The following is a 17,832-nucleotide window of genomic DNA, read 5'->3' as shown; positions in this document are numbered from 1 at the left end:
GTACGTTGGGGCCGGCTTACTTGCTGCGCTCAGCGACGATTTCGGAAGGCTGCACCAGCTGGCCGGTCTTGTTGGACCAGGCGTTCTTGGTGTAGCTGGCCACGGCGGCGAGGTCGGTATCGCTGAGCTGCTTCCACGACGGCATGGCGCCGCCCGCCGCGCCATGCAGCAGGATCTGGATCTGCTTGGCATGGTCGGTGCTCATCACGATGGCCGAGCCGTCCAGCGGCTTGATCGGGCCCGCGCCCTTGCCGTTGGCCTGGTGGCAGGCCGCGCAGTTGGCCGCATAGACCTTCTCGCCGCGCGCCACCAGCGGCGCGAGTTCCCAGACCTTGGTGGGGTCGTCGAGCTTCGCGGCCGCGAGCTTGCGCTGGCCGTCGACCCATTGCGTGTAGGCCGCGCTGTCGACCACCTTCACGTGGATCGGCATGTAGGCATGCTCCTTGCCGCACAGCTCGGCGCACTGGCCGTAGTAGTCGCCGGCCTTCTCGGCGCGGAACCAGGTGTCGCGCACGAAGCCCGGAATCGCATCCTGCTTGATGCCGAACGCGGGCACCATGAAGGAGTGGATCACGTCATTGGCGGTGGTGATGATGCGCACCTTCTTGCCGACCGGCACGACCATCGGGTTGTCGACCTTGAACAGGTAATCGACGGGCGCGTTGCGCACGTCGCCGCTGTCGGACATCGCACGGTGGCTGCTGTCGAGCGTGGAGACGAAGCCCAGGCCCTCGCCCTCGCCGTTGATGTAGTCGTAGCCCCATTTCCATTGGTAGCCCGTGACCTTGATGGTCAGGTCGGCATTGGTGGTGTCCTTCTGTGCGACCAGCACCTTGGTGGCCGGCAGCGCGATCAGGATCACGATGATGAACGGCACGATGGTCCAGACCACCTCGACGGTGACCGACTCGTGGAAGTTCGCGGCCTTCGCGCCGCGCGACTTGCGGTGCTTCCAGATCGAATAGAACATGACGCCGAACACGCCGACGAAGATCAGCGTGCAGATCACCAGCATCATCCAGTGCAGGAAATGCTGCTCCTGCGCAATGCGCGTCACGGCGGGGTGCAGATTGAGCTGGTTGACCGCCGGGCCGCCCGGAAGGTCCTGGACAGCGTGAACCGCCCCGGCCATCCCGGTGCCCGCCATCGCGACAAATGCTTTCAGCCTGGAGGAAATGCTTTTCATGGTTCTCACTTACGTCTAAGCCTCAGGTAATCCAATCGACCAATTGCCGCGCGCGGTCAACTGCCGGGTTCGCCGCGTCCGTTGGCGCGTGCGGCGCGTCCGTGGCGCAGCCAGGGCTGCGCTGCGTCCGCCAGGCGCTGGCCGGGAAAAGAAGCTTGGGTGCGGGCACAACCGGCACCTGCTGCAGTCACAGGGGAATGCAGCCGGCCCCGCTGCGGCAGCGTCACTGCTGCGGCAACGGTGGCACACCGTTTCAGACGATATCCATTTCGTGCGCGAGCCAGGCGCCCATCAAACCGCTGGCCCGACCCCGTGGCAAAGCGAAACACCAATTTTTTCTCCCATCGTGGCAGCAACGCCGAGGGTTCCTTTCCTGCCTTGAAGTGAGGTCCGCAGGAAAAGCACTTTCACGTGATCCCGCCCGCAACTTGCTCGCGCGCAGGATCCGCTCTTATGTGTCATTGCAAAAATTGTATGTCGGGAAGCTGGCAAAGCAATGACATGAAAGTGATATTCGGACTAGCGCAAACCCGGGTTGCGCCCACCCCGCAACATCGAGCGCATGTCCTCCAGCGAGACCGCGCTGCTTTCGCTCACGCGCAGCCGCGGCGCGGGCTTGTAGGCATGGCCGTAGACGATTTCAAAAGTCAGTGCCAACTGACCGCCATGCGCGGGCGACGCCAGCCGCTGCTGCAGCGCCTCCTCGAGCTGGCGGCGCCACCGGCGCCCGCGCAGGCCCGCAAAACGCGCCGGATGCAGGTTGCAGCCCAGCTCGCGCAGCTCCTGCAGCAGGCGCTGCGGCGTGGCAAAGGTCAGCGTGATGTGCTCCATGTCCATCACCGGCTCCGCGAAGCCGGCTTGCACCAGCATGTCGCCCCAGTCGTGCATGTCGGTGAAGGCATGGCCGGGCACGGGCCAGCCCAGCTCGGCATAGACGGCGTGCAGTTCGCGCAGCGTGTCGGGGCCGAGGCACGAGAACATCACATAGCCGCCCACGGCCAAAGCCTCATGCCATTGGCCGATCAGCTGCTGCGGATCGGCCGCGGTGTGCAGCGCCATGTTGGCCCAGAGCATGTCGACGCTGCCGGGCGCGGGCAGGCCGAACTGCGCCGCGCCGCCCAGCCAGCGCGCGGGCTGCCACCAGCGCTTGCCCAATTGCTCGCGCGCCACCGCGGCGCGCTGCGGTGCGCTTTCGTAGACCTGGACGCCGGCCTGGGGATAGCGCGCGGCCAGCAGGCCATGGGCCTGCATGCCGCCGCGCACCGGCTCCCAGTGAAGCCAGCTTTTGGGCGCCTGCACGATCCATTCGAGCCGCTCCTCCATGCGCCGCGCGATCTCCTCGTGCAGCCAGGGCGACAGCGGCGGCGCGGCCTGATGCCAGCGCGCAGCGGCCACGGGATCGATGGTGGGAGGAAGCAGATCGGACATACGGAACAACCAGGGCGGACTACGGAACGGAACAGGGCATGCGATGCATGCCCTTGACGCCATTGGGCCACAGCCGGGAAAAACGCGCCCGGCACAGGGCGTGGGCGTATATTGCTGGCCATGTTTTTCCGCCCCGGTTCATGGCTGGCGCATCTGCAGCAGCGCTTGCCCAGCGAATGCGCGATCTGCGGGCGCTGGCCCGGCCAGCGCGTGTGCGCCGACTGCCTCGCGCGCTGGGCCGCCCGCACGCCGCGCTGCCGGCGCTGCGCGTTGCCGCTGGCCGGCGGCGCGCTGGAGTGCGGCGCCTGCCTGCGCACCGCGCCGGCCTTCGATGGCGCCTGGGCCGGCGTGGAATATGGCTACCCCTGGACGCTGCTGCTGACGCAGTTCAAGTTCCAGCAAGACCCGGGCGCGGCGCAGGCGCTGGCGCAGCTGCTCGGGCGCGTGCCCGGCGTGGCCGACGCACTGCAATCCGCGCGCTGGATCGTGCCCGTGCCGCTGTCGCCCGCGCGGCTGCGCGAACGCGGCTTCAACCAGGCGGCGCTGCTGGCGCGGGCGCTCGCGCGCCTGCAACCCGCACCCTGCGCTGTCGGCCTTCTGCTGGAGCGAATCCACCATGCCCCGGCCCAGAGCGGATTGCAGCGCGCCCAGCGGCTGCGCAACCTGCGCGGCGCCTTTGCCGTGCCCGGCGCGCAGGCAGCACGCCTTGCGGGCCAGCGCGTGGTGCTGGTCGACGACATCATGACCACGGGCGCCACGCTCGATGCCGCCGCGCAGGCGCTGCGGCGCGCCGGCGCCGCCCATATTTGTGCCATGGTAGTGGCGCGAACCGGGCGCCTGCCCTGACAATAGGCGCATGTTTCATATCGTCCTCGTCGAACCCGAAATTCCCCCGAACACGGGCAACGTCATCCGGCTTGCAGCCAACACCGGCTGTACGCTGCACCTGATCGAGCCGCTGGGTTTTTCGATGGAGGACCGGCTCATGCGCCGCGCGGGCCTGGACTACCACGAGTACGCACAGGTCAGGAAGCATGCGGGCTGGACCGTGTTCCTGCGCGACGAGCAGCCCGATCCCGACCGCATGTTCGCCATGACCTCGCACGCCAGCAGCCCGCTGCACGATACGCTGTTCGAGCCCGGCGACTGGCTGATCTTCGGCTCGGAAACGCGCGGCCTGCCCGTGGCGCTGCGCGAGAGCTTTCCGCCGGGCCAGCGCCTGCGTCTGCCGATGCTGCCCGGCCAACGCAGCCTCAACCTGTCCAATGCCGTGGCCGTGAGTGTCTTCGAAGGCTGGCGCCAGCTGGGCTTTCTCGGCGCCAGGAACTCCCAGGAATAGTCCGCCTCAGTGCGCGCAGCCGTAGCTGTGGATCAGTGATTCGGCCACGCAGACCGGCCGGTCGCTGCCTTCGCGCTCGATGCTCACGTTCCAGGTCATCTGCAGGCCGTCGGGCTCGATGCGCTCGGCGTGCTGCAGCACCATGCGCGCGCGCAGCCGGCTGCCCACGGGCACGGGCGCGGGAAAACGCACCCGGTTCAAGCCGTAGTTCACTCCCATGCGCGCGCCCGCAAACGCCAACGCGCCATCGAAGAACTGCGGCAGCAGCGACAGCGTCAGAAAGCCATGCGCGATCGGCGTGCCAAAGGGCCCGGCCTTGGCACGCTCCACATCGACGTGGATCCATTGCTGGTCGCCGGTCGCATCGGCAAACTGCTGGATCTGCTGCTGGGTGACCCTGATCCAGTCGGTCACTGCGACTTCCTGGCCCAGGCAGGCCAGCACTTCGGAATAGGAGTTAAAGGTACGCATGCCGACGACTGTAGTGGCCGCCGCGGCGCGACGATGTCTGGCAGGCGACAAGTCCGATGCGTTCAGGCCGCGGGTGCGCTGCGCTGCACGAAAAACAGTCCCATGCCCACCGCCATGAGCAGGCCGCCAAAGATACGGTTCTGGATGCGCAGCGCGCGCGGGCTGCGCATCAGGCGCCGCAGCGCGCTGGCGCCGGCTGCGTAGCCGTGCATCACCGTGGCGTCGATGGCCAGCATGGTCACGGCCAGTATCAGCAGTTGCGGCGCCAGCGGACGGCTTGGCGCCATGAACTGCGGCAGCACGGCCACCATGAAGATGATGCCCTTGGGGTTGGTGGCATTGGTCAGGAAGCCGGTCAGCAGCCGGTGGCGCACGCTCAGCGCGGCCGCGGGCGCGCTGTCCGCGGCCAGCGGGCCGGCGCTCGAGCGCCACTGCGAGAAACCCAGGTAGATCAGATAGAGTGCGCCCACCACCTTGACGATGTTGAACGCCCAGGCCGATGCCGCGAGCAGCGAGCCCACGCCAACCCCGGCGACGACCAGCACCAGCAGCAGGCCCAGCTGCAGCCCCCAGATCGTCGGGCTGGCCTGGCGCAGGCCGTAGCGCAGCCCATGGCTCATGGACAGCACCGCGCCCGAACCCGGCGACACCGCGATGATCCATGCGGCAAAGAAGAAAGCCAACCAGGTCTGCAGGTCCATGAATCGGGTGTACGCAAAGGAAAACCGGCCATTCTAGTGCTTGCGCGCCGGGCGTGCTGACCCGTGCTACGCTGCGCGCCATCATGTTCAACCCTTCCCAAGCCGACGTCCGGCGCTTCTTCTGCGGGGTGCGCGCCAAGATGCTCGCGAATGCGCCGATGGAGGCCATTGAAACCCTGGCCAGCCTCTGGATCGCCGAGCACCCCGAGTACTTTGCCGACCTCGCCGATGCCGAGGCCGCCGTGGCGCGCAACTACGAAGACCCGCCGGGCCAGACCAATCCCTTCCTGCACCTGTCGATGCACCTGTCGATCAGCGAGCAGTGCAGCATCGACCAGCCGCGCGGCATCCGCCAGGCGGTGGAACTGCTCACGCGCCGGCTGGACTCGCTGCATGACGCGCACCACGCGGCCATGGAATGCCTGGGCCAGATGCTCTGGGAAAGCCAGCGCGCGGGGCGCCCGCCCGATGGGGATGGCTATATCGCTTGCGTGCAGCGTAGAGCGACGAAAGACTGATTTTCAGCTGGAGCGCAGGGCGTTCATCCTTCGACGGGGCCGGCGAGGCAGGCTCAGGACGAACGGGATCTCAGCGGAACTTCGCCTGCGGCACCGTCTTCAGGTCGCCGTCGAGGCGCCCGATGTAGCCGGCCAGCTGCTTGAGTTCCTGGTTGCTGAACTGCTGCGCAATGCCCGCCATGACACCGTTGGTGCGGCCGACCTGGGGGTTCTTGTCGATCTTGTACGACTTGAGCGCGACGTAGAGGTAGTCGGCATGCTGGCCCGCGATCTTCGGGTAGCTCGGGTCGATGGGCTGGGCGAAGTTGTCGCCATGGCACGAGATGCAGGCGCCGCGCTTGAGCAGTTCGGCCACCTGCACGCTGGGTTCGCGCACCGGCTTGGCGGCGCTGGCCGGCACCTGCTTTTCATAGAACGCCGAGACATCGGCGATGTCCTGTTCGCTCAGCGAGTCGGCGATGCTGCGCATGGTCGGGTGCTTGCGCTCGCCTTTCTGGTAGGCCAGCAGCGCGGCGGTGATATAGCCCGCGCCCTGGCCCGAGATCATCGGCACCTTGTGCACTTCGGGGAAGCTCGCCTGGTACCCTTCGATGCCATGGCAGCCGATGCACATTGCAACCTTGGTTGCCCCGGCCTTTGCATCGCCCCGTATCTCCTGCGCCTGGACCGCACCGGTCACGCAGGCGACAGCCAGGGCAAATATCGTGGTCAAATTCTGATTCATTTTGCGCGCACAATCCTTTGGAAGTTCCGACAACTGCCTGCCTCGTGGAGCGAAATGATTATAGGCAGCAACCGCCGCACCACCCCATCAATACTTACGCTGATATACCGCCATGAAATTTGAAGGTTCACAGAATTACGTCGCGACCCAGGATCTGATGCTGGCGGTCAACGCAGCGGCGACCCTGCAGCGCCCGCTGCTGGTCAAGGGCGAGCCCGGCACCGGCAAGACCATGCTGGCCGAGGAAGTGGCGCAGGCACTGGGCATGCCCCTGCTGCAGTGGCACATCAAGTCGACCACCAAGGCCCAGCAGGGACTCTATGAATACGACGCCGTGAGCCGCCTGCGCGACAGCCAGCTCGGTGACGAGCGCGTGAAGGACATTCACAACTACATCATTAAGGGCGTGTTGTGGCAGGCATTTACCGCCGATCAACCCGTGGCATTGCTGATTGACGAAATCGATAAAGCGGATATTGAATTTCCCAACGATTTGCTGCGCGAAATCGACCGCATGGAATTCTATTGCTATGAAACCCGCGAAATGATCCGCGCAAAACACCGGCCGCTGGTTTTCATTACTTCGAACAACGAGAAGGAACTGCCCGACGCCTTCCTGCGCCGCTGCTTCTTCCACTACATCAAGTTCCCCGACGCCGACACCATGCGCCAGATCGTCGCGGTGCACTTCCCCACGCTGCAGGGCGAGCTGCTGGGCGCGGCCATGAAGACCTTCTACGACGTGCGCAACCTGCCCGGCCTGAAGAAGAAGCCCTCGACCAGCGAACTGATCGACTGGCTCAAGCTGCTCGTGGCCGAGGACATTCCGCTCGATGCGCTGCAAAGCGCCGACAACAAGGTCAGCGTGCCGCCGCTGGTGGGCGCGCTGCTGAAGAACGAGCAGGATGTGAGCCTGTTCGAGAAGCTGGTGGCCATGAACCAGCGCAACCGTTGAAGCTGGGTACGCCATGAGCAATGTGCGAAAAATGCTGGTCGAGGGCCTGTCCGATGCCGCGGGCTTCGTGGTCGGCGGCCTGCTGGGCTATGGCCTGGGCCGGCTGTTGAACCTGGATCTGTTTGCCTCGGGTTACGGCCCCTCCACGCTGGCGGCCATCGTGCTGATCGGCCTGTGCGCGGGCGCGGGCCTGCAGGCCGCGCGCATCTGGCGCACCGAACGCGACAAGCCTGGACCGAAATGACCAGCGCCTTTGCCCTTCCCACCGTGCTGCAGGCCCAGGGCGTGCGGCTCGAGCCGCTGACCATGGCGCATGTGCCCGGACTGCGCGCGGCCGCCGCGGACGGCGAGCTGTGGAACCTGCGCGTGACCTCGGTGCCCCGGCCCGAGGACACCGAGGCCTATGTGGCGCAGGCGCTGGAGATGCAGGCCCGCGGCGAGCGCCTGCCCTGGGCCGTGGTCGATGCCGCGAGCAGCCAGGTGCTGGGCTGCACCAGCTACCACGACATCGTGCCGGCCGTGCGCCGCGTCGAGATCGGCTACACCTGGTATGCGCGCAGCGTGCAGCGCAGCCATGTGAACACCAGCGCCAAGCTGCTGCTGATGGCGCATGCGTTCGACACCCTGAACTGCAACGTCGTCGGCTGGCGCACCGACATTCTGAACCTGGCGAGCCAGCGCGCCATCGAGCGGCTGGGCGCGCACAAGGATGGCGTGCTGCGCTGCCATGCGCTGCGCCGCGACGGCAGCATCCGCGACACCGTCATGTACAGCCTGCTGAACGCCGAGTGGCCAGCCGTGCGTGCGCGCCTGCAAGCGCGCCTGCAGCAGCCCGCTGCGCCCCAGCCTGCCGGAGACTGAGCCATGCTGATTGATTTCTTCTACACGCTGCGCGCCGCCAAGCTGCCGGTATCGGTCAAGGAATACCTGAGCCTGCTCGAAGCGCTGCAGGCCGGCGTGGTCGGCCCGAAGAGCGAGGACGGCTGGAGCCTCGACGACTTCTACCACCTGAGCCGCACGGTGCTGATCAAGGACGAGAAGCACTACGACAAGTTCGATCGCGCCTTCGCCGCCTATTTCAAGGGCGTCGAGATGGTTGCCGGCCTGACGCGCGAATTGCCGCAGGAATGGCTGCGCAAGCTGCTCGAACGCGAGCTCAGTCCCGAGGAGAAGGCCGCGATCGAGGCGATGGGCTGGGACGAGTTGATGGAGACGCTGAAGAAGCGCCTGGAGGAGCAAAAGGAGCGCCATCAGGGCGGCAGCAAATGGATAGGCACCGGCGGCACCAGCCCGTTCGGCCATGGCGGCTACAACCCGGCCGGCGTGCGCATCGGCGGGCCGGGGCGCAACCGCAGCGCGGTCAAGGTCTGGGAGCAGCGCGCCTACCGCGACTACGACGACCAGCAGGAGCTGGGCACGCGCAACATCAAGGTCGCGCTGCGCCGGCTGCGCAAGTTCGCGCGCCAGGGCAACGAGCTGGAACTCGACCTGCCCGACACCATCCGCAGCACCGCGGCCAATGCGGGCTATCTCGACATCAAGATGATTCCCGAGCGCCACAACAACGTCAAGGTGCTGCTGCTGATGGATGTGGGCGGCACCATGGACGAGCATGTGCAGCGCGTCGAGGAGCTGTTCTCGGCCGTCAAGAGCGAGTTCAAGCACCTGGAGTTCTACTACTTCCACAACTGCGTCTACGACTACATGTGGAAGAACAACCGCCGCCGCTTCGCCGAGAAGTTCGATACCTGGGACATCATCCGCAAGTACAACAAGGACTACAAGCTGATCTTCGTCGGCGACGCGACCATGAGCCCCTACGAGATCCTGCAGCCCGGCGGCAGCGTGGAATACCAGAACGAGGAGGCCGGCGCCGAGTGGCTGCAGCGGCTCACGCATGCGTTTCCGCGCTTTGCCTGGATCAATCCCGAACCGCAGGGCGTATGGCAATATCGCCAGAGCATTAGCATCATCCAGCAGCTGATGAGTGACCGGATGTACCCTTTGTCACTGAAAGGCCTCGAAGACACCATTCGCCTGCTGTCAAAATAGGCGCCATGCCCTTGCCCTCATCCGCACCGGCGCCGACCCTTGGGTCGGCGTTTTTATTGACTGCCGCCGTGCTGCTGTCCGGCTGCAGCCTGTTGTCCAAGGAAAAATCGCAGGATGCGCGCGCTGCCAGCAGCGTCACCGGCGACCCCAGCTTTGCCCTGCAGATCGAGGCGCCCGACGACGTGCGCGAACTGCTGGAAAAGCACATGGAACTGCAGCGCTTTCGCTACCAGTCCGACCTGCAGCGGCGCGAGCTGTCACGCCTGCTGGGCGCGGCCGACAAGAACATCCGCAATCTGATCGGCACGCTTGGTTACTTCAATCCGACCATCCTACTTGAAGTCCAGGACGCGCCCGAGGACAGCAAGGAGCGTTTCACGGTCATCGTGCGCGTCGACCCCGGCCCGCACGCCGAGATCTCCACCGCCCAGGTCGGGTTTTCCGGCCCCACGGCCAACGACCCCGGCGGCGAGGCGCAGCGCGCGCTGATCAAGGAGACCTGGCCGCTCAAGCCCGGCCAGCGCTTCACCCAGTCGGCCTGGGGCAGCGCCAAGAGCCACGGCCTGCGCGGGCTGCAGCAGCGCCGCTACCCCACGGCCGCCATTGCCAGCAGCCAGGCCGTGATCGATGCCGACACCCAGGAGGCGCAGCTCGATGTGAACTATGCGCCCGGCCCGGCCTATACCTTCGGCCCGTTGCGCATCGAAGGCGGCCAGCGCTACGACACCGAAGGCACGGCCCGCATCGCGCGCCTGCCCGCGGGCCGCGAGTATTCGCAGCAGGAAATGCTCGATGCGCAGCAGCGCCTGGCCAGCAGCGGCTATTACGACTCGGTGTTCCTGACGCTCGACACCAGCGCCGCCACGCCCGACAGCACCGCCGTCACGGCACCCGTCATCGCGCAGGTGCGCGAAGCCCAGCTGCAGAAATGGGTGCTGGGCGTGGGCGTGAGCACCGACACCGGCCCGCGCCTGAGCGTGGACCACACCCACAACCGGTTGCCGGGCATTGGCTGGCGCGCGGTCACCAAGGCCAACATCAACACCAAGAACCCGCTGCTGTCGACCAACTGGACCGCCCTGCCCGATGCCACAGGCTGGGCCTGGTTCACCGGCGCCAAGGCAGAGCGCGAGCCCACGGGCGACTTCGAGACCACCAGCCTGCAGCTGCGCACCGGCCGCAACCGCAGCGAAGACCATATCGACCGCACCTACTACCTGCAGTACGACTACGCGCGGCAAAAGGGCGGCGAAGACCTGCCTTCGAGCACCTCGATCACGGCCAACTACGGCTGGACGGGCCGCTACTTCGACAACCCGACCTTTCCCACCTCGGGCTATGGCTTTGCCTGGGAAGCCGGCGCCGGCACCACGCTCACGCCAGCGCGCGAGCCGTTCGGGCGGATATCGGCGCGCTTTCTCACGCTGCACGAGTTCGGCCAGCGCGACGAGGCCACCCACCGCCGCAGCCGGCTGTCGCTGCGCGCCGCGGGCGGCGCGGTGATCGCGCGCGACGACGTGGACATCCCCGTGACCCAGCTGTTCCTCACCGGCGGCGACACCACGGTGCGCGGCTACAGCTACCAGTCCATCGGTGCGCGCACCGACAACGGCCTGGTCACGGGCGGCCGCTACATGGCCTCGGGCAGCGTCGAGTGGCAGCGCCCGATCACCATGCGCGGCAACACCAGCGACTGGGAAAGCACGCTGTTTCTCGATGCCGGCACGGTGACCGACAACCTCGACGCCATCGCCGTGCGCGTCGGCGTGGGCACCGGCATCCGCTGGCGCAGCCCCATCGGGCCGGTTCAGGCCGATCTGGCCTACGGCGTCCAATCCCAACGCCTGCGCCTGCATTTGCGCCTGGGCTTCACGTTCTGATCCATGGTTGAGCCGACTGCATCCCCTTCCCCCGCTCCTGCTACTGCGCCGGCCCCGGCCGCGCGCCCACCCCGCAGCCGCTGGCGCCGCGCCGGGCGCGCGCTCGCCTGGATTTTCGCCACGCTGCTGCTGGTGCTGGCCGCGGCGCTGGGCGGCGCCTGGTGGTGGGCCGGCCAGGCCGACTCGCTGGCCTCGCTGCTCACGCGTGTCGCGCGCTGGCTGCCCGCGGGCCAGTCGCTCGAGGCGCGCGATGTCTCGGGCACGCTGCGCGACGGCGGCCATATCGGCTGGCTGCGCTGGCGCGGCCCGACACTGACCGTCGAGGTCGAGAAAACCGACCTGGGCTGGCAGCTGCAGCCGCTGCTGCAGCGCGAAGTCAAGGTCGGCAAGCTGCATGCGCAGCGCCTCGAGATCACCAGCACGCCGCCGGCAGAAAAGACGCCGACCGAACCCTTGCAGCAGCTGCGCCTGCCGGTGCGCATCGAGCTGCCGTTCGAGATCGAGCAACTGGTCTGGAACGGCCCGCCGCGCGCCGAGATCCAGCAGCTCAAGGGCCACTACCGCTACGACGGCCAGCACCACCGCCTCGACGTCAACCGGCTCGACTGGGCCGATGGCAGCTACCTCGCCAAGCTGCAATTGCAAGCCGATGCGCCGATGCAGCTCGAAGCCACGCTGTCGGGCCATCTCGAAGCGCCGATCCCCGGGCAGGAGCGCCGCCAGGCGGTCGATGCCGAAGTGAAGATCGACGGCACGCTGGCCAGCGAAGCCGCGCGCCTGCAGATCCATGCCGTCGCCCAGGCCCCTGAGGAAGGTGCGGCGCCTGCCCCCAGCGCCAAGGCCACGGCCGTGGTGCGCCCCTGGCTGGCACAGCCGCTGGAGCAGGCCCAGGCCACGTTCGAGCAGTTCGACGTCGCCAGCTTCTGGCCGCAAGGCCCGCGCACGCTGCTGGCCGGCAAGCTGCAAGCCGGCCCCGAGGCCGATGGCAGCTGGGCGCTGCAGACCGAGTTGCGCAATGCCAAGGCCGGTCCCTGGGACCAGCAGCAGTTGCCGCTCGACCGGCTCCAGGCGCAGGTCCGCTATGCCGACGGCGTCTGGGAGGTAAGCGATTCGCGCGCCGAGATCGGCCAGGGCCATGTCGCGCTGCAAGGCCGCTTCACGCCCGCGACCCAGAGCGTCGAAGGCCGCGCCGAAGTGCACCGGCTCAGCCCGGCCGCGCTCTACAGCACGCTCGAGGCCGCGCCGCTGCAAGGCAAGCTCGAAGCCACGACACGCGAGGACCATAGCGTAGCCTTCGTTGCCGCGCTGCAGGCCGACGGCGCGCGCGCGCGCCGCGCGGGCCGGAGCACGGCGCTGGCCATCGAGCGCCTCAACGCCACCGGTGTCTGGCAAGCGCCGCTGCTGAAAATCAGCGAACTCGACCTGCAGGCCTTGCAGGCCCGGGTGCGCAGCAGCCGCGTCGAAGTCGACACCCAGACCCTGCTGGTCACGGCGCGCGCGCAGGCCGAGGTGCCCGGCGGCAAACTCGACATCGACGGCCAGATGGGCCGCGACAGCGGCGCGGGCAAGGCCAATCTGGCTATCGCCTCGGCGCCCAGCCTGGTGCAGTGGCTGCGCAGCCTGCCGGGCGTGGGCGATCCGCTGGCGGGTTCCAGCCTCGAAGGCCAGGCCCAGCTGGCGCTGCAGTGGCAAGGCGGCTGGGGCAAGCTGCAGCAGCGCCTGCAGGCGCCCGCGGGCCAGTTGCCCGCCGCCGCGTCGGGGCTGACGCTGCAGGCCAAGCTGGATGTTCCGAGCCTGCGCTATCAACGCCCCGGTGCCGATGCGCTGGCCGTGCAAAGGCTCACGCTCAACGCCCGCGGCACGCCCGAACAGGCCCAGCTCGACCTGCTGGGCACGGCGCAGATGGGCGAGCGCAGCCTGCAGCTCAACACCGCGCTCGAAGGCGGCCTGCTGAATCTGCGCAACGCGGCCGCGGCCGACTGGCAGGCGCGCATCACGCGGCTGCAGGCCGGTGTCGCGCTGGGCAAGGAGTTTCCCGGCACCTGGGGCGTGCAGCTGCAGTCGCCGCTGGTGCTGCGCCAGACCAGCCCCGGCCAGACGGTGCGCAGCACGCAGATCGACGCCGGAGCAAGCGCGCTGGTCGTGACGCCGCCGGCGCCGCTGCAGGGCCAGTCGCGCATCGAGTGGCAGGACACCGTGGCGCGCTCCCAGGCGCAAGGCGGCTGGGCCGTCAAGACCCAGGGCCGGCTGCTGGGCGTGCCCATGGCCTGGGCCGATGCCTTCGGCGTGCAAGGCGGCGAAGGCCCGCTCACGCGCGCCGGCCTCAGCGGCGACCTGCGCCTCAACGGTGACTGGAACATCGACACCACCGGGCCCCAGCTCCAGGCCAACGCCACGCTTGAGCGCGCCGATGGCGACATCCGCCTGGCGCTCGATGACGAAAGCACTTCGGCCGTGGTGCGCAGCAGCGGCCCGTCGGCCGACGCCAACAGCGAAGGCGGCACCGTGAGCGCGGCCAACCGCCCGCGCGCATTGACCATCCAGAGCACGCGCATGCGCGCGCGCATCCAGCAGGCGCGGCTGAACCTGCAGGCGCGCGGCGACGACGTCGTGGCGCAGCTCGACTGGGCCAGCGAACGCGCGGGCAACGCCAAGGCACAAATCAGCACCCGCCTGGCACGCAGCGCCGACGGCTGGACCTGGCCCGAAGACGCGCCGCTGGCCGGCAAGGTCACGGCGCAGATGCCCGATGTCGGCATCTGGTCGATCTTCGCGCCGCCGGGCTGGCGCGCATCGGGCTCGTTCGGCGCCGATGCCACGCTGTCGGGCTCGCGCCTCGATCCGCGCTGGCAGGGCACGCTGCAGGCCAGCGGCCTGGGCATCACCTCGCTGCTCGATGGCGTGGACCTGCGCAACGGCAGCATCCAGGGCAGCTTTGCCGGCAATCAGCTCAACATCACGCAGTTGCGCTTCGAGGGCGGGCAAGGCAGCAGCGCGCGCATCCTGGGCTACAGCGGCAACCTCACGGCAGCCCCGGTCAGCGGCGGCGAACTGGTCGGCCAGGGCAGCGTGCGCTGGGACAAGCAGGGCGAAACCAACGGTTCGGGCCTGCGCATGCAGCTCAACGCCGAGGCGCGCAAGCTGCAGGTGCTGGTGCGCGCCGACCGCCAGCTCAGCGTTTCGGGCAATCTGTCGGCCCAGCTCGACCAGGGCCTGTGGACGCTGCGCGGCAAGCTCACCGCCGACCGCGCCGCGATCCTGCTGGCCGAAGAATCGGCACCCTCGCTTGACTCCGACGTGATCGTGCGCTCCGCCGCTTCGCGCCAGGCGGAGCAGCAGGCCAAGGCGCGCCAGACCCGCGCCCAGGCCGAAACCGCCAAGCCACCGGACATCGCCGTGAGCGTGGACCTGGGCCGCGACTTCGCGCTGCAGGGTTTCGGCATCACCACGCGCCTGGTCGGCCAGCTTGACGTGGTCGGCCCGACCCAGCCCGGCGGCCCGCCGCGCATCACCGGCGAAGTGCGCACCGAACAGGGCCGCTACCGCGCCTGGGGCCAGTCGCTCGATGTCGAGACCGGCATCGTGCGCTTCAACGGCAGCTACGACAATCCGTCGCTGGACATCCTTGCCATCCGCCCGAACATCGCGGTGCGCGCCGGCGTGCAGGTCACGGGCTCGGCGCGCGACCCGCGCGTGCGCCTGTACTCCGACCCCGACCTGCCCGACGCCGAAAAGCTGTCCTGGGTGGTCATGGGCCGCGATCCCTCCGAGGGTGGCGCCGAGGGTGCGCTGCTGCAGCAGGCGGCGCTGGCGCTGCTCAGCGGCGGCGGCTCGGGCGAGAACTTCGCGGGCCGCGTCGGCCTCGACGAGATCGGCTTCAAGGGCCCGGGCAGCAACGCCGCCGGCGAAGACAGCCCGGCGCTGACGCTGGGCAAGCGCCTGTCGCAGAACCTCTACATCACCTACGAGCAGAGCCTCTCGGGTGCGATGGGCACGCTCTACGTCTTCTACGACCTCTCGCGCCGCCTCACGCTGCGCGGGCAGACCGGCGAGAAGAGCGCCATCGATCTGATCTATACGGTGCGCAAGGATTGAGGCGGCTCACCCTAGTGCCGGCCACCGCCGGCACCGGGGCTGCATACGCTTACAATAGCCGCGCGTCTCCTCATAGTTCAATGGATAGAACGAGTGCCTCCTAAGCGCTAGATGCAGGTTCGATTCCTGCTGAGGGGACCAATGAACACCCCCAGATAGTCTCAAAACCTCTCAAAACCCGCATGCTTCCTAGCATCGCGGGTTTTTTGTTGCCTCAAGTGGTCTCAGTGCATCTCTGGACATACCAACAATTTGTTGGTACTTTCGTTGGTAGTTCGACATACCAACAAACAGAGATACCAACAAAGGCCCGCATGGCACTCACAGACACCTTTGTCCGGACGGTCAAGCCAGACCCAGCGAAGCCCGCGGGAAGCAAGCACTCCGATGCCTATGGCCTTTACCTGCACGTCACCAAGGCGGGCAAGTACTGGCGCATGGCCTACCGCTTCGCCGGCAAGCAAAAGACCTTGGCGCTGGGCGTCTACCCCGATGTGACCCTGGCCCAGGCGCGCAAGCGCCGGGATGACGCCAAGGCGCAGATTGCAGACGGCATCGACCCCAGCACCTCCAAGCGGGCCGAGAAGCTGGCGCAAAAGAGTGCCGCGGGCAACACCTTCCAGAAAGTGGCGGACGACTGGCTCAAGGCCACCGCAGCCGACCGCAAGGCCATCACCCAGCAGAAGGTCAGCAACTGGCTGGAGAAGGACATTTTCCCGAGCCTGGGCCGGCTGCCCATCACCACCATCGGCCCGCGCGAGGTCCTGGCGATGGCTCGCAAGATGGAGGAACGCGGCGCCTACGACAGCGCAAAACGGCTGGTGCAGATATGCGGCCAGGTCTTCCGCTATGCCGTAGCCGAAGGCAGCGCCGAGCGCGATGTGACCGCCGACCTCAAGGGCGCAATGCAGAAGGCAGAGAAGCGCCACTATGCGGCCATCACCGACCCTGCCCTGCTGGCCCCCCTGCTGCGCGCCATGGAGGGCCACAACGGCCATATCTACTGCCGCGCAGCCCTGCGCCTTACCCCGCTGGTTTTCGTGCGTCCTGGCGAGCTGCGCACGGCGGAATGGGCCGAGATGGATCTGGACAAAGCCGAATGGCGCATTCCCGGCAGCAAGATGAAGATGGCCAACGACCATATCGTGCCCCTGTCGAGCCAGGCCCTGGCCATCCTGCAGGAGCTGCAGCCGATAACTGGCCATGGGCAATACGTGTTCCCCAGCATTCGAACGGGCGAGCGACCCATGAGCGAGAACACCGTGAGCGCCGCCTTGCGCGCCCTGGGCTACGACAGCACCATGCAGACGGCCCACGGCTTCCGCGCCACTGCCCGCACCATCATGGATGAGGTGCTGGGCGAGCGCGTGGACCTCATCGAGCACCAGCTGGCCCATGCAGTCAAGGACGCCAATGGACGGGCCTACAACCGCACAGCGCACCTGCCAGCACGCCGGGAAATGATGCAGCGCTGGAGCGACTACCTCGACAAGCTCAAGCGCGGCGCCGAGGTCATCCAGCTACCCACCAAGGCGGCATAGGTGGGAGTGCGCCCGGCCGAAAACTGTTGCACGCGACTTGTATTTGTAGAGGTTTCAGAGGTTTCAGGGGTGCAGCCCAATGAACATGCGGGTTTGCGCTGAAACCCCTTGTTTTTTGATGAGGTTTCAGAGGTTTCAGCAGTGGTGTCTGGGCAAAGCAGACTTGCTATAGCGCCACACAATTTTTGCCAGCCCTACCGCGACGGCGGGAAGACCTGTTTCCCTGACAGGCTGGGCTGGTAGTTTTTTCAGGGTGCATTGAGGGGGCGTATGTCTGGTTTTGAGCAACAAGAAATATCCGTCTACTGGCGGCTGTGCGACGAACTATCTGTGAAGAATGCTGCCCTTCTTGCTGTGGGAGTTGACCCAGCAAGCCAGGAAGGCTCTATGTGTGAGGGCTGGAAGGTTCACGAACGCCCTGCTGGCTATGAGGCTGCAAAGCACGCGATTGGTAATGCGCTACGCAAGGAGTTGATAAAGGGCGAACACCGCTGTCAGCCAGACTACGACATGAATGGCAATGAAATTGGTGAGATCCCTGGCACTACAGATATCAGCCTTTCGCTAGTTGACCGTGATTCCTTGGTGCTTTGGTTGAAGTCGCGTGGGGTCCGCGATGGATTCTTCTTTCCCGCTTTGGAGGAGGTCAGTGGGCCCGAGTACTTGAATCCGCAGCATCCTCGGTTTTCAAAAAAATTGGCTGCTGCTGTCACTGCTTGGCTGTCCTTCAACGATGCGCCAAGGAAAACGCCCAAGCAGGTCATGACCGCGTGGCTCAAAGCCCACGCTGGGGAATATGACCTGTGCGATGAGGAAGGAAACCACATATCGCAGGCGATTGATGAGGTTGCCAAGGTTGCGAACTGGCTGCCTGGTGGGGGTGCTCCCAAAACGCCAGGCTAACTCACCCACCTCTTCAGGTGGCCAACCCACCTACTCAAA

At 66.9% G+C, this 17,832-nt stretch carries 16 protein-coding genes and 1 tRNA gene; 12 read left to right on the top strand and 5 right to left on the bottom strand.

The genetic code is table 11. The features are described from left to right. Positions 1–16 precede the first annotated feature (16 nt). Together coxB and HUK68_RS03580 are read right to left on the bottom strand one after the other, a co-directional pair. A complete protein-coding gene (coxB, locus tag HUK68_RS03585; protein ID WP_175502955.1) occupies positions 17–1,186 on the bottom strand; it encodes a cytochrome c oxidase subunit II in 1,170 nt (389 codons plus the stop codon). A 519-nt stretch (positions 1,187–1,705) separates the two neighbouring features. Next, positions 1,706–2,614: a class I SAM-dependent methyltransferase gene (locus HUK68_RS03580; protein WP_175502954.1), complete on the bottom strand. Its 909-nt coding sequence runs from the start codon at positions 2,612–2,614 to the stop codon at positions 1,706–1,708. A 120-nt stretch (positions 2,615–2,734) separates the two neighbouring features. On the opposite strand from HUK68_RS03580, the gene HUK68_RS03575 reads away from it, so the two are divergent. Together HUK68_RS03575 and HUK68_RS03570 are read left to right on the top strand one after the other, a co-directional pair. Beyond that, on the top strand, positions 2,735–3,460 hold the full coding sequence (locus tag HUK68_RS03575; protein ID WP_175502953.1) for a ComF family protein: 726 nt from the start codon (positions 2,735–2,737) through the stop codon (positions 3,458–3,460). A gap of 10 nt (positions 3,461–3,470) precedes the next feature. Continuing rightward, on the top strand, positions 3,471–3,953 hold the full coding sequence (locus HUK68_RS03570; protein ID WP_175502952.1) for a tRNA (cytidine(34)-2'-O)-methyltransferase: 483 nt from the start codon (positions 3,471–3,473) through the stop codon (positions 3,951–3,953). 6 nt (positions 3,954–3,959) lie between these two features. On the opposite strand, the gene HUK68_RS03565 is transcribed toward HUK68_RS03570, so the two are convergent. Both HUK68_RS03565 and HUK68_RS03560 read right to left on the bottom strand, forming a co-directional pair. Next, the gene (locus HUK68_RS03565) at positions 3,960–4,424 is read right to left on the bottom strand and encodes a MaoC family dehydratase (protein WP_175502951.1); all 465 of its coding nucleotides are present in this window, start codon (positions 4,422–4,424) and stop codon (positions 3,960–3,962) included. Positions 4,425–4,486: 62 nt separating this feature from the next. Continuing rightward, on the bottom strand, positions 4,487–5,125 hold the full coding sequence (locus HUK68_RS03560) for a LysE family transporter (protein ID WP_175502950.1): 639 nt from the start codon (positions 5,123–5,125) through the stop codon (positions 4,487–4,489). Between the two features lie 83 nt (positions 5,126–5,208). On the opposite strand from HUK68_RS03560, the gene HUK68_RS03555 reads away from it, so the two are divergent. Then, positions 5,209–5,643, top strand: a complete 435-nt coding sequence (locus HUK68_RS03555) for a DUF1841 family protein (protein ID WP_175505722.1) — start codon at positions 5,209–5,211, stop codon at positions 5,641–5,643. Between the two features lie 70 nt (positions 5,644–5,713). On the opposite strand, the gene HUK68_RS03550 is transcribed toward HUK68_RS03555, so the two are convergent. Further along, positions 5,714–6,367, bottom strand: coding sequence for a c-type cytochrome (locus tag HUK68_RS03550; protein ID WP_175502949.1), 654 nt, complete (start codon positions 6,365–6,367; stop codon positions 5,714–5,716). Between the two features lie 112 nt (positions 6,368–6,479). On the opposite strand from HUK68_RS03550, the gene HUK68_RS03545 reads away from it, so the two are divergent. The 9 genes from HUK68_RS03545 (at position 6,480) to HUK68_RS03505 (ending at position 17,793) form a co-directional block, all read left to right on the top strand. Beyond that, positions 6,480–7,322 (top strand): AAA family ATPase, encoded by an 843-nt coding sequence (locus HUK68_RS03545; RefSeq protein WP_175502948.1) that lies wholly within the window; start codon positions 6,480–6,482, stop codon positions 7,320–7,322. A 13-nt stretch (positions 7,323–7,335) separates the two neighbouring features. Next, complete coding sequence (locus HUK68_RS03540) at positions 7,336–7,566, top strand: hypothetical protein (RefSeq protein ID WP_175502947.1); 231 nt, start codon at positions 7,336–7,338, stop codon at positions 7,564–7,566. Further along, positions 7,563–8,183, top strand: a complete 621-nt coding sequence (locus tag HUK68_RS03535) for a GNAT family N-acetyltransferase (protein WP_175502946.1) — start codon at positions 7,563–7,565, stop codon at positions 8,181–8,183. The genes HUK68_RS03540 and HUK68_RS03535 overlap by 4 nt, the downstream gene beginning before the upstream one ends. 3 nt (positions 8,184–8,186) lie before the next feature. Beyond that, positions 8,187–9,374, top strand: a complete 1,188-nt coding sequence (locus HUK68_RS03530; protein ID WP_175502945.1) for a vWA domain-containing protein — start codon at positions 8,187–8,189, stop codon at positions 9,372–9,374. Positions 9,375–9,379: 5 nt separating this feature from the next. Further along, a complete protein-coding gene (locus HUK68_RS03525; RefSeq protein ID WP_175502944.1) occupies positions 9,380–11,254 on the top strand; it encodes an autotransporter assembly complex protein TamA in 1,875 nt (624 codons plus the stop codon). A 3-nt stretch (positions 11,255–11,257) separates the two neighbouring features. Further along, the gene (locus HUK68_RS03520) at positions 11,258–15,349 is read left to right on the top strand and encodes a translocation/assembly module TamB domain-containing protein (protein WP_175502943.1); all 4,092 of its coding nucleotides are present in this window, start codon (positions 11,258–11,260) and stop codon (positions 15,347–15,349) included. 66 nt (positions 15,350–15,415) lie between these two features. Continuing rightward, positions 15,416–15,490 (top strand) — tRNA-Arg (locus HUK68_RS03515). Between the two features lie 173 nt (positions 15,491–15,663). Next, positions 15,664–16,890 (top strand): tyrosine-type recombinase/integrase, encoded by a 1,227-nt coding sequence (locus HUK68_RS03510; RefSeq protein ID WP_175502942.1) that lies wholly within the window; start codon positions 15,664–15,666, stop codon positions 16,888–16,890. Positions 16,891–17,160: 270 nt separating this feature from the next. Continuing rightward, positions 17,161–17,793: a hypothetical protein gene (locus HUK68_RS03505; protein WP_175502941.1), complete on the top strand. Its 633-nt coding sequence runs from the start codon at positions 17,161–17,163 to the stop codon at positions 17,791–17,793. Positions 17,794–17,832: the final 39 nt, after the last annotated feature.

The organism is Comamonas antarctica (genome assembly GCF_013363755.1).
Lineage (GTDB): Bacteria > Pseudomonadota > Gammaproteobacteria > Burkholderiales > Burkholderiaceae_C > Comamonas > Comamonas antarctica.
Note: the sequence above shows the minus strand (reverse complement) of the source record. Positions and strands in the feature narration are given on the sequence as shown.

What these genes read in the sequence shown, in the direction of transcription:
- HUK68_RS03505 (WP_175502941.1), top strand. Translation starts at nt 17,161, where the DNA reads ATGTCTGGTTTTGAGCAACAAGAAATATCCGTCTACTGGCGGCTGTGC.
- HUK68_RS03550 (WP_175502949.1), bottom strand. Translation starts at nt 6,367, where the DNA reads ATGAATCAGAATTTGACCACGATATTTGCCCTGGCTGTCGCCTGCGTG.
- HUK68_RS03570 (WP_175502952.1), top strand. Translation starts at nt 3,471, where the DNA reads ATGTTTCATATCGTCCTCGTCGAACCCGAAATTCCCCCGAACACGGGC.
- coxB (WP_175502955.1), bottom strand. Translation starts at nt 1,186, where the DNA reads ATGAAAAGCATTTCCTCCAGGCTGAAAGCATTTGTCGCGATGGCGGGC.
- HUK68_RS03525 (WP_175502944.1), top strand. Translation starts at nt 9,380, where the DNA reads ATGCCCTTGCCCTCATCCGCACCGGCGCCGACCCTTGGGTCGGCGTTT.
- HUK68_RS03560 (WP_175502950.1), bottom strand. Translation starts at nt 5,125, where the DNA reads ATGGACCTGCAGACCTGGTTGGCTTTCTTCTTTGCCGCATGGATCATC.
- HUK68_RS03565 (WP_175502951.1), bottom strand. Translation starts at nt 4,424, where the DNA reads ATGCGTACCTTTAACTCCTATTCCGAAGTGCTGGCCTGCCTGGGCCAG.
- HUK68_RS03580 (WP_175502954.1), bottom strand. Translation starts at nt 2,614, where the DNA reads ATGTCCGATCTGCTTCCTCCCACCATCGATCCCGTGGCCGCTGCGCGC.
- HUK68_RS03530 (WP_175502945.1), top strand. Translation starts at nt 8,187, where the DNA reads ATGCTGATTGATTTCTTCTACACGCTGCGCGCCGCCAAGCTGCCGGTA.
- HUK68_RS03575 (WP_175502953.1), top strand. Translation starts at nt 2,735, where the DNA reads ATGTTTTTCCGCCCCGGTTCATGGCTGGCGCATCTGCAGCAGCGCTTG.
- HUK68_RS03510 (WP_175502942.1), top strand. Translation starts at nt 15,664, where the DNA reads ATGGCACTCACAGACACCTTTGTCCGGACGGTCAAGCCAGACCCAGCG.
- HUK68_RS03555 (WP_175505722.1), top strand. Translation starts at nt 5,209, where the DNA reads ATGTTCAACCCTTCCCAAGCCGACGTCCGGCGCTTCTTCTGCGGGGTG.
- HUK68_RS03545 (WP_175502948.1), top strand. Translation starts at nt 6,480, where the DNA reads ATGAAATTTGAAGGTTCACAGAATTACGTCGCGACCCAGGATCTGATG.
- HUK68_RS03540 (WP_175502947.1), top strand. Translation starts at nt 7,336, where the DNA reads ATGAGCAATGTGCGAAAAATGCTGGTCGAGGGCCTGTCCGATGCCGCG.
- HUK68_RS03535 (WP_175502946.1), top strand. Translation starts at nt 7,563, where the DNA reads ATGACCAGCGCCTTTGCCCTTCCCACCGTGCTGCAGGCCCAGGGCGTG.
- HUK68_RS03520 (WP_175502943.1), top strand. Translation starts at nt 11,258, where the DNA reads ATGGTTGAGCCGACTGCATCCCCTTCCCCCGCTCCTGCTACTGCGCCG.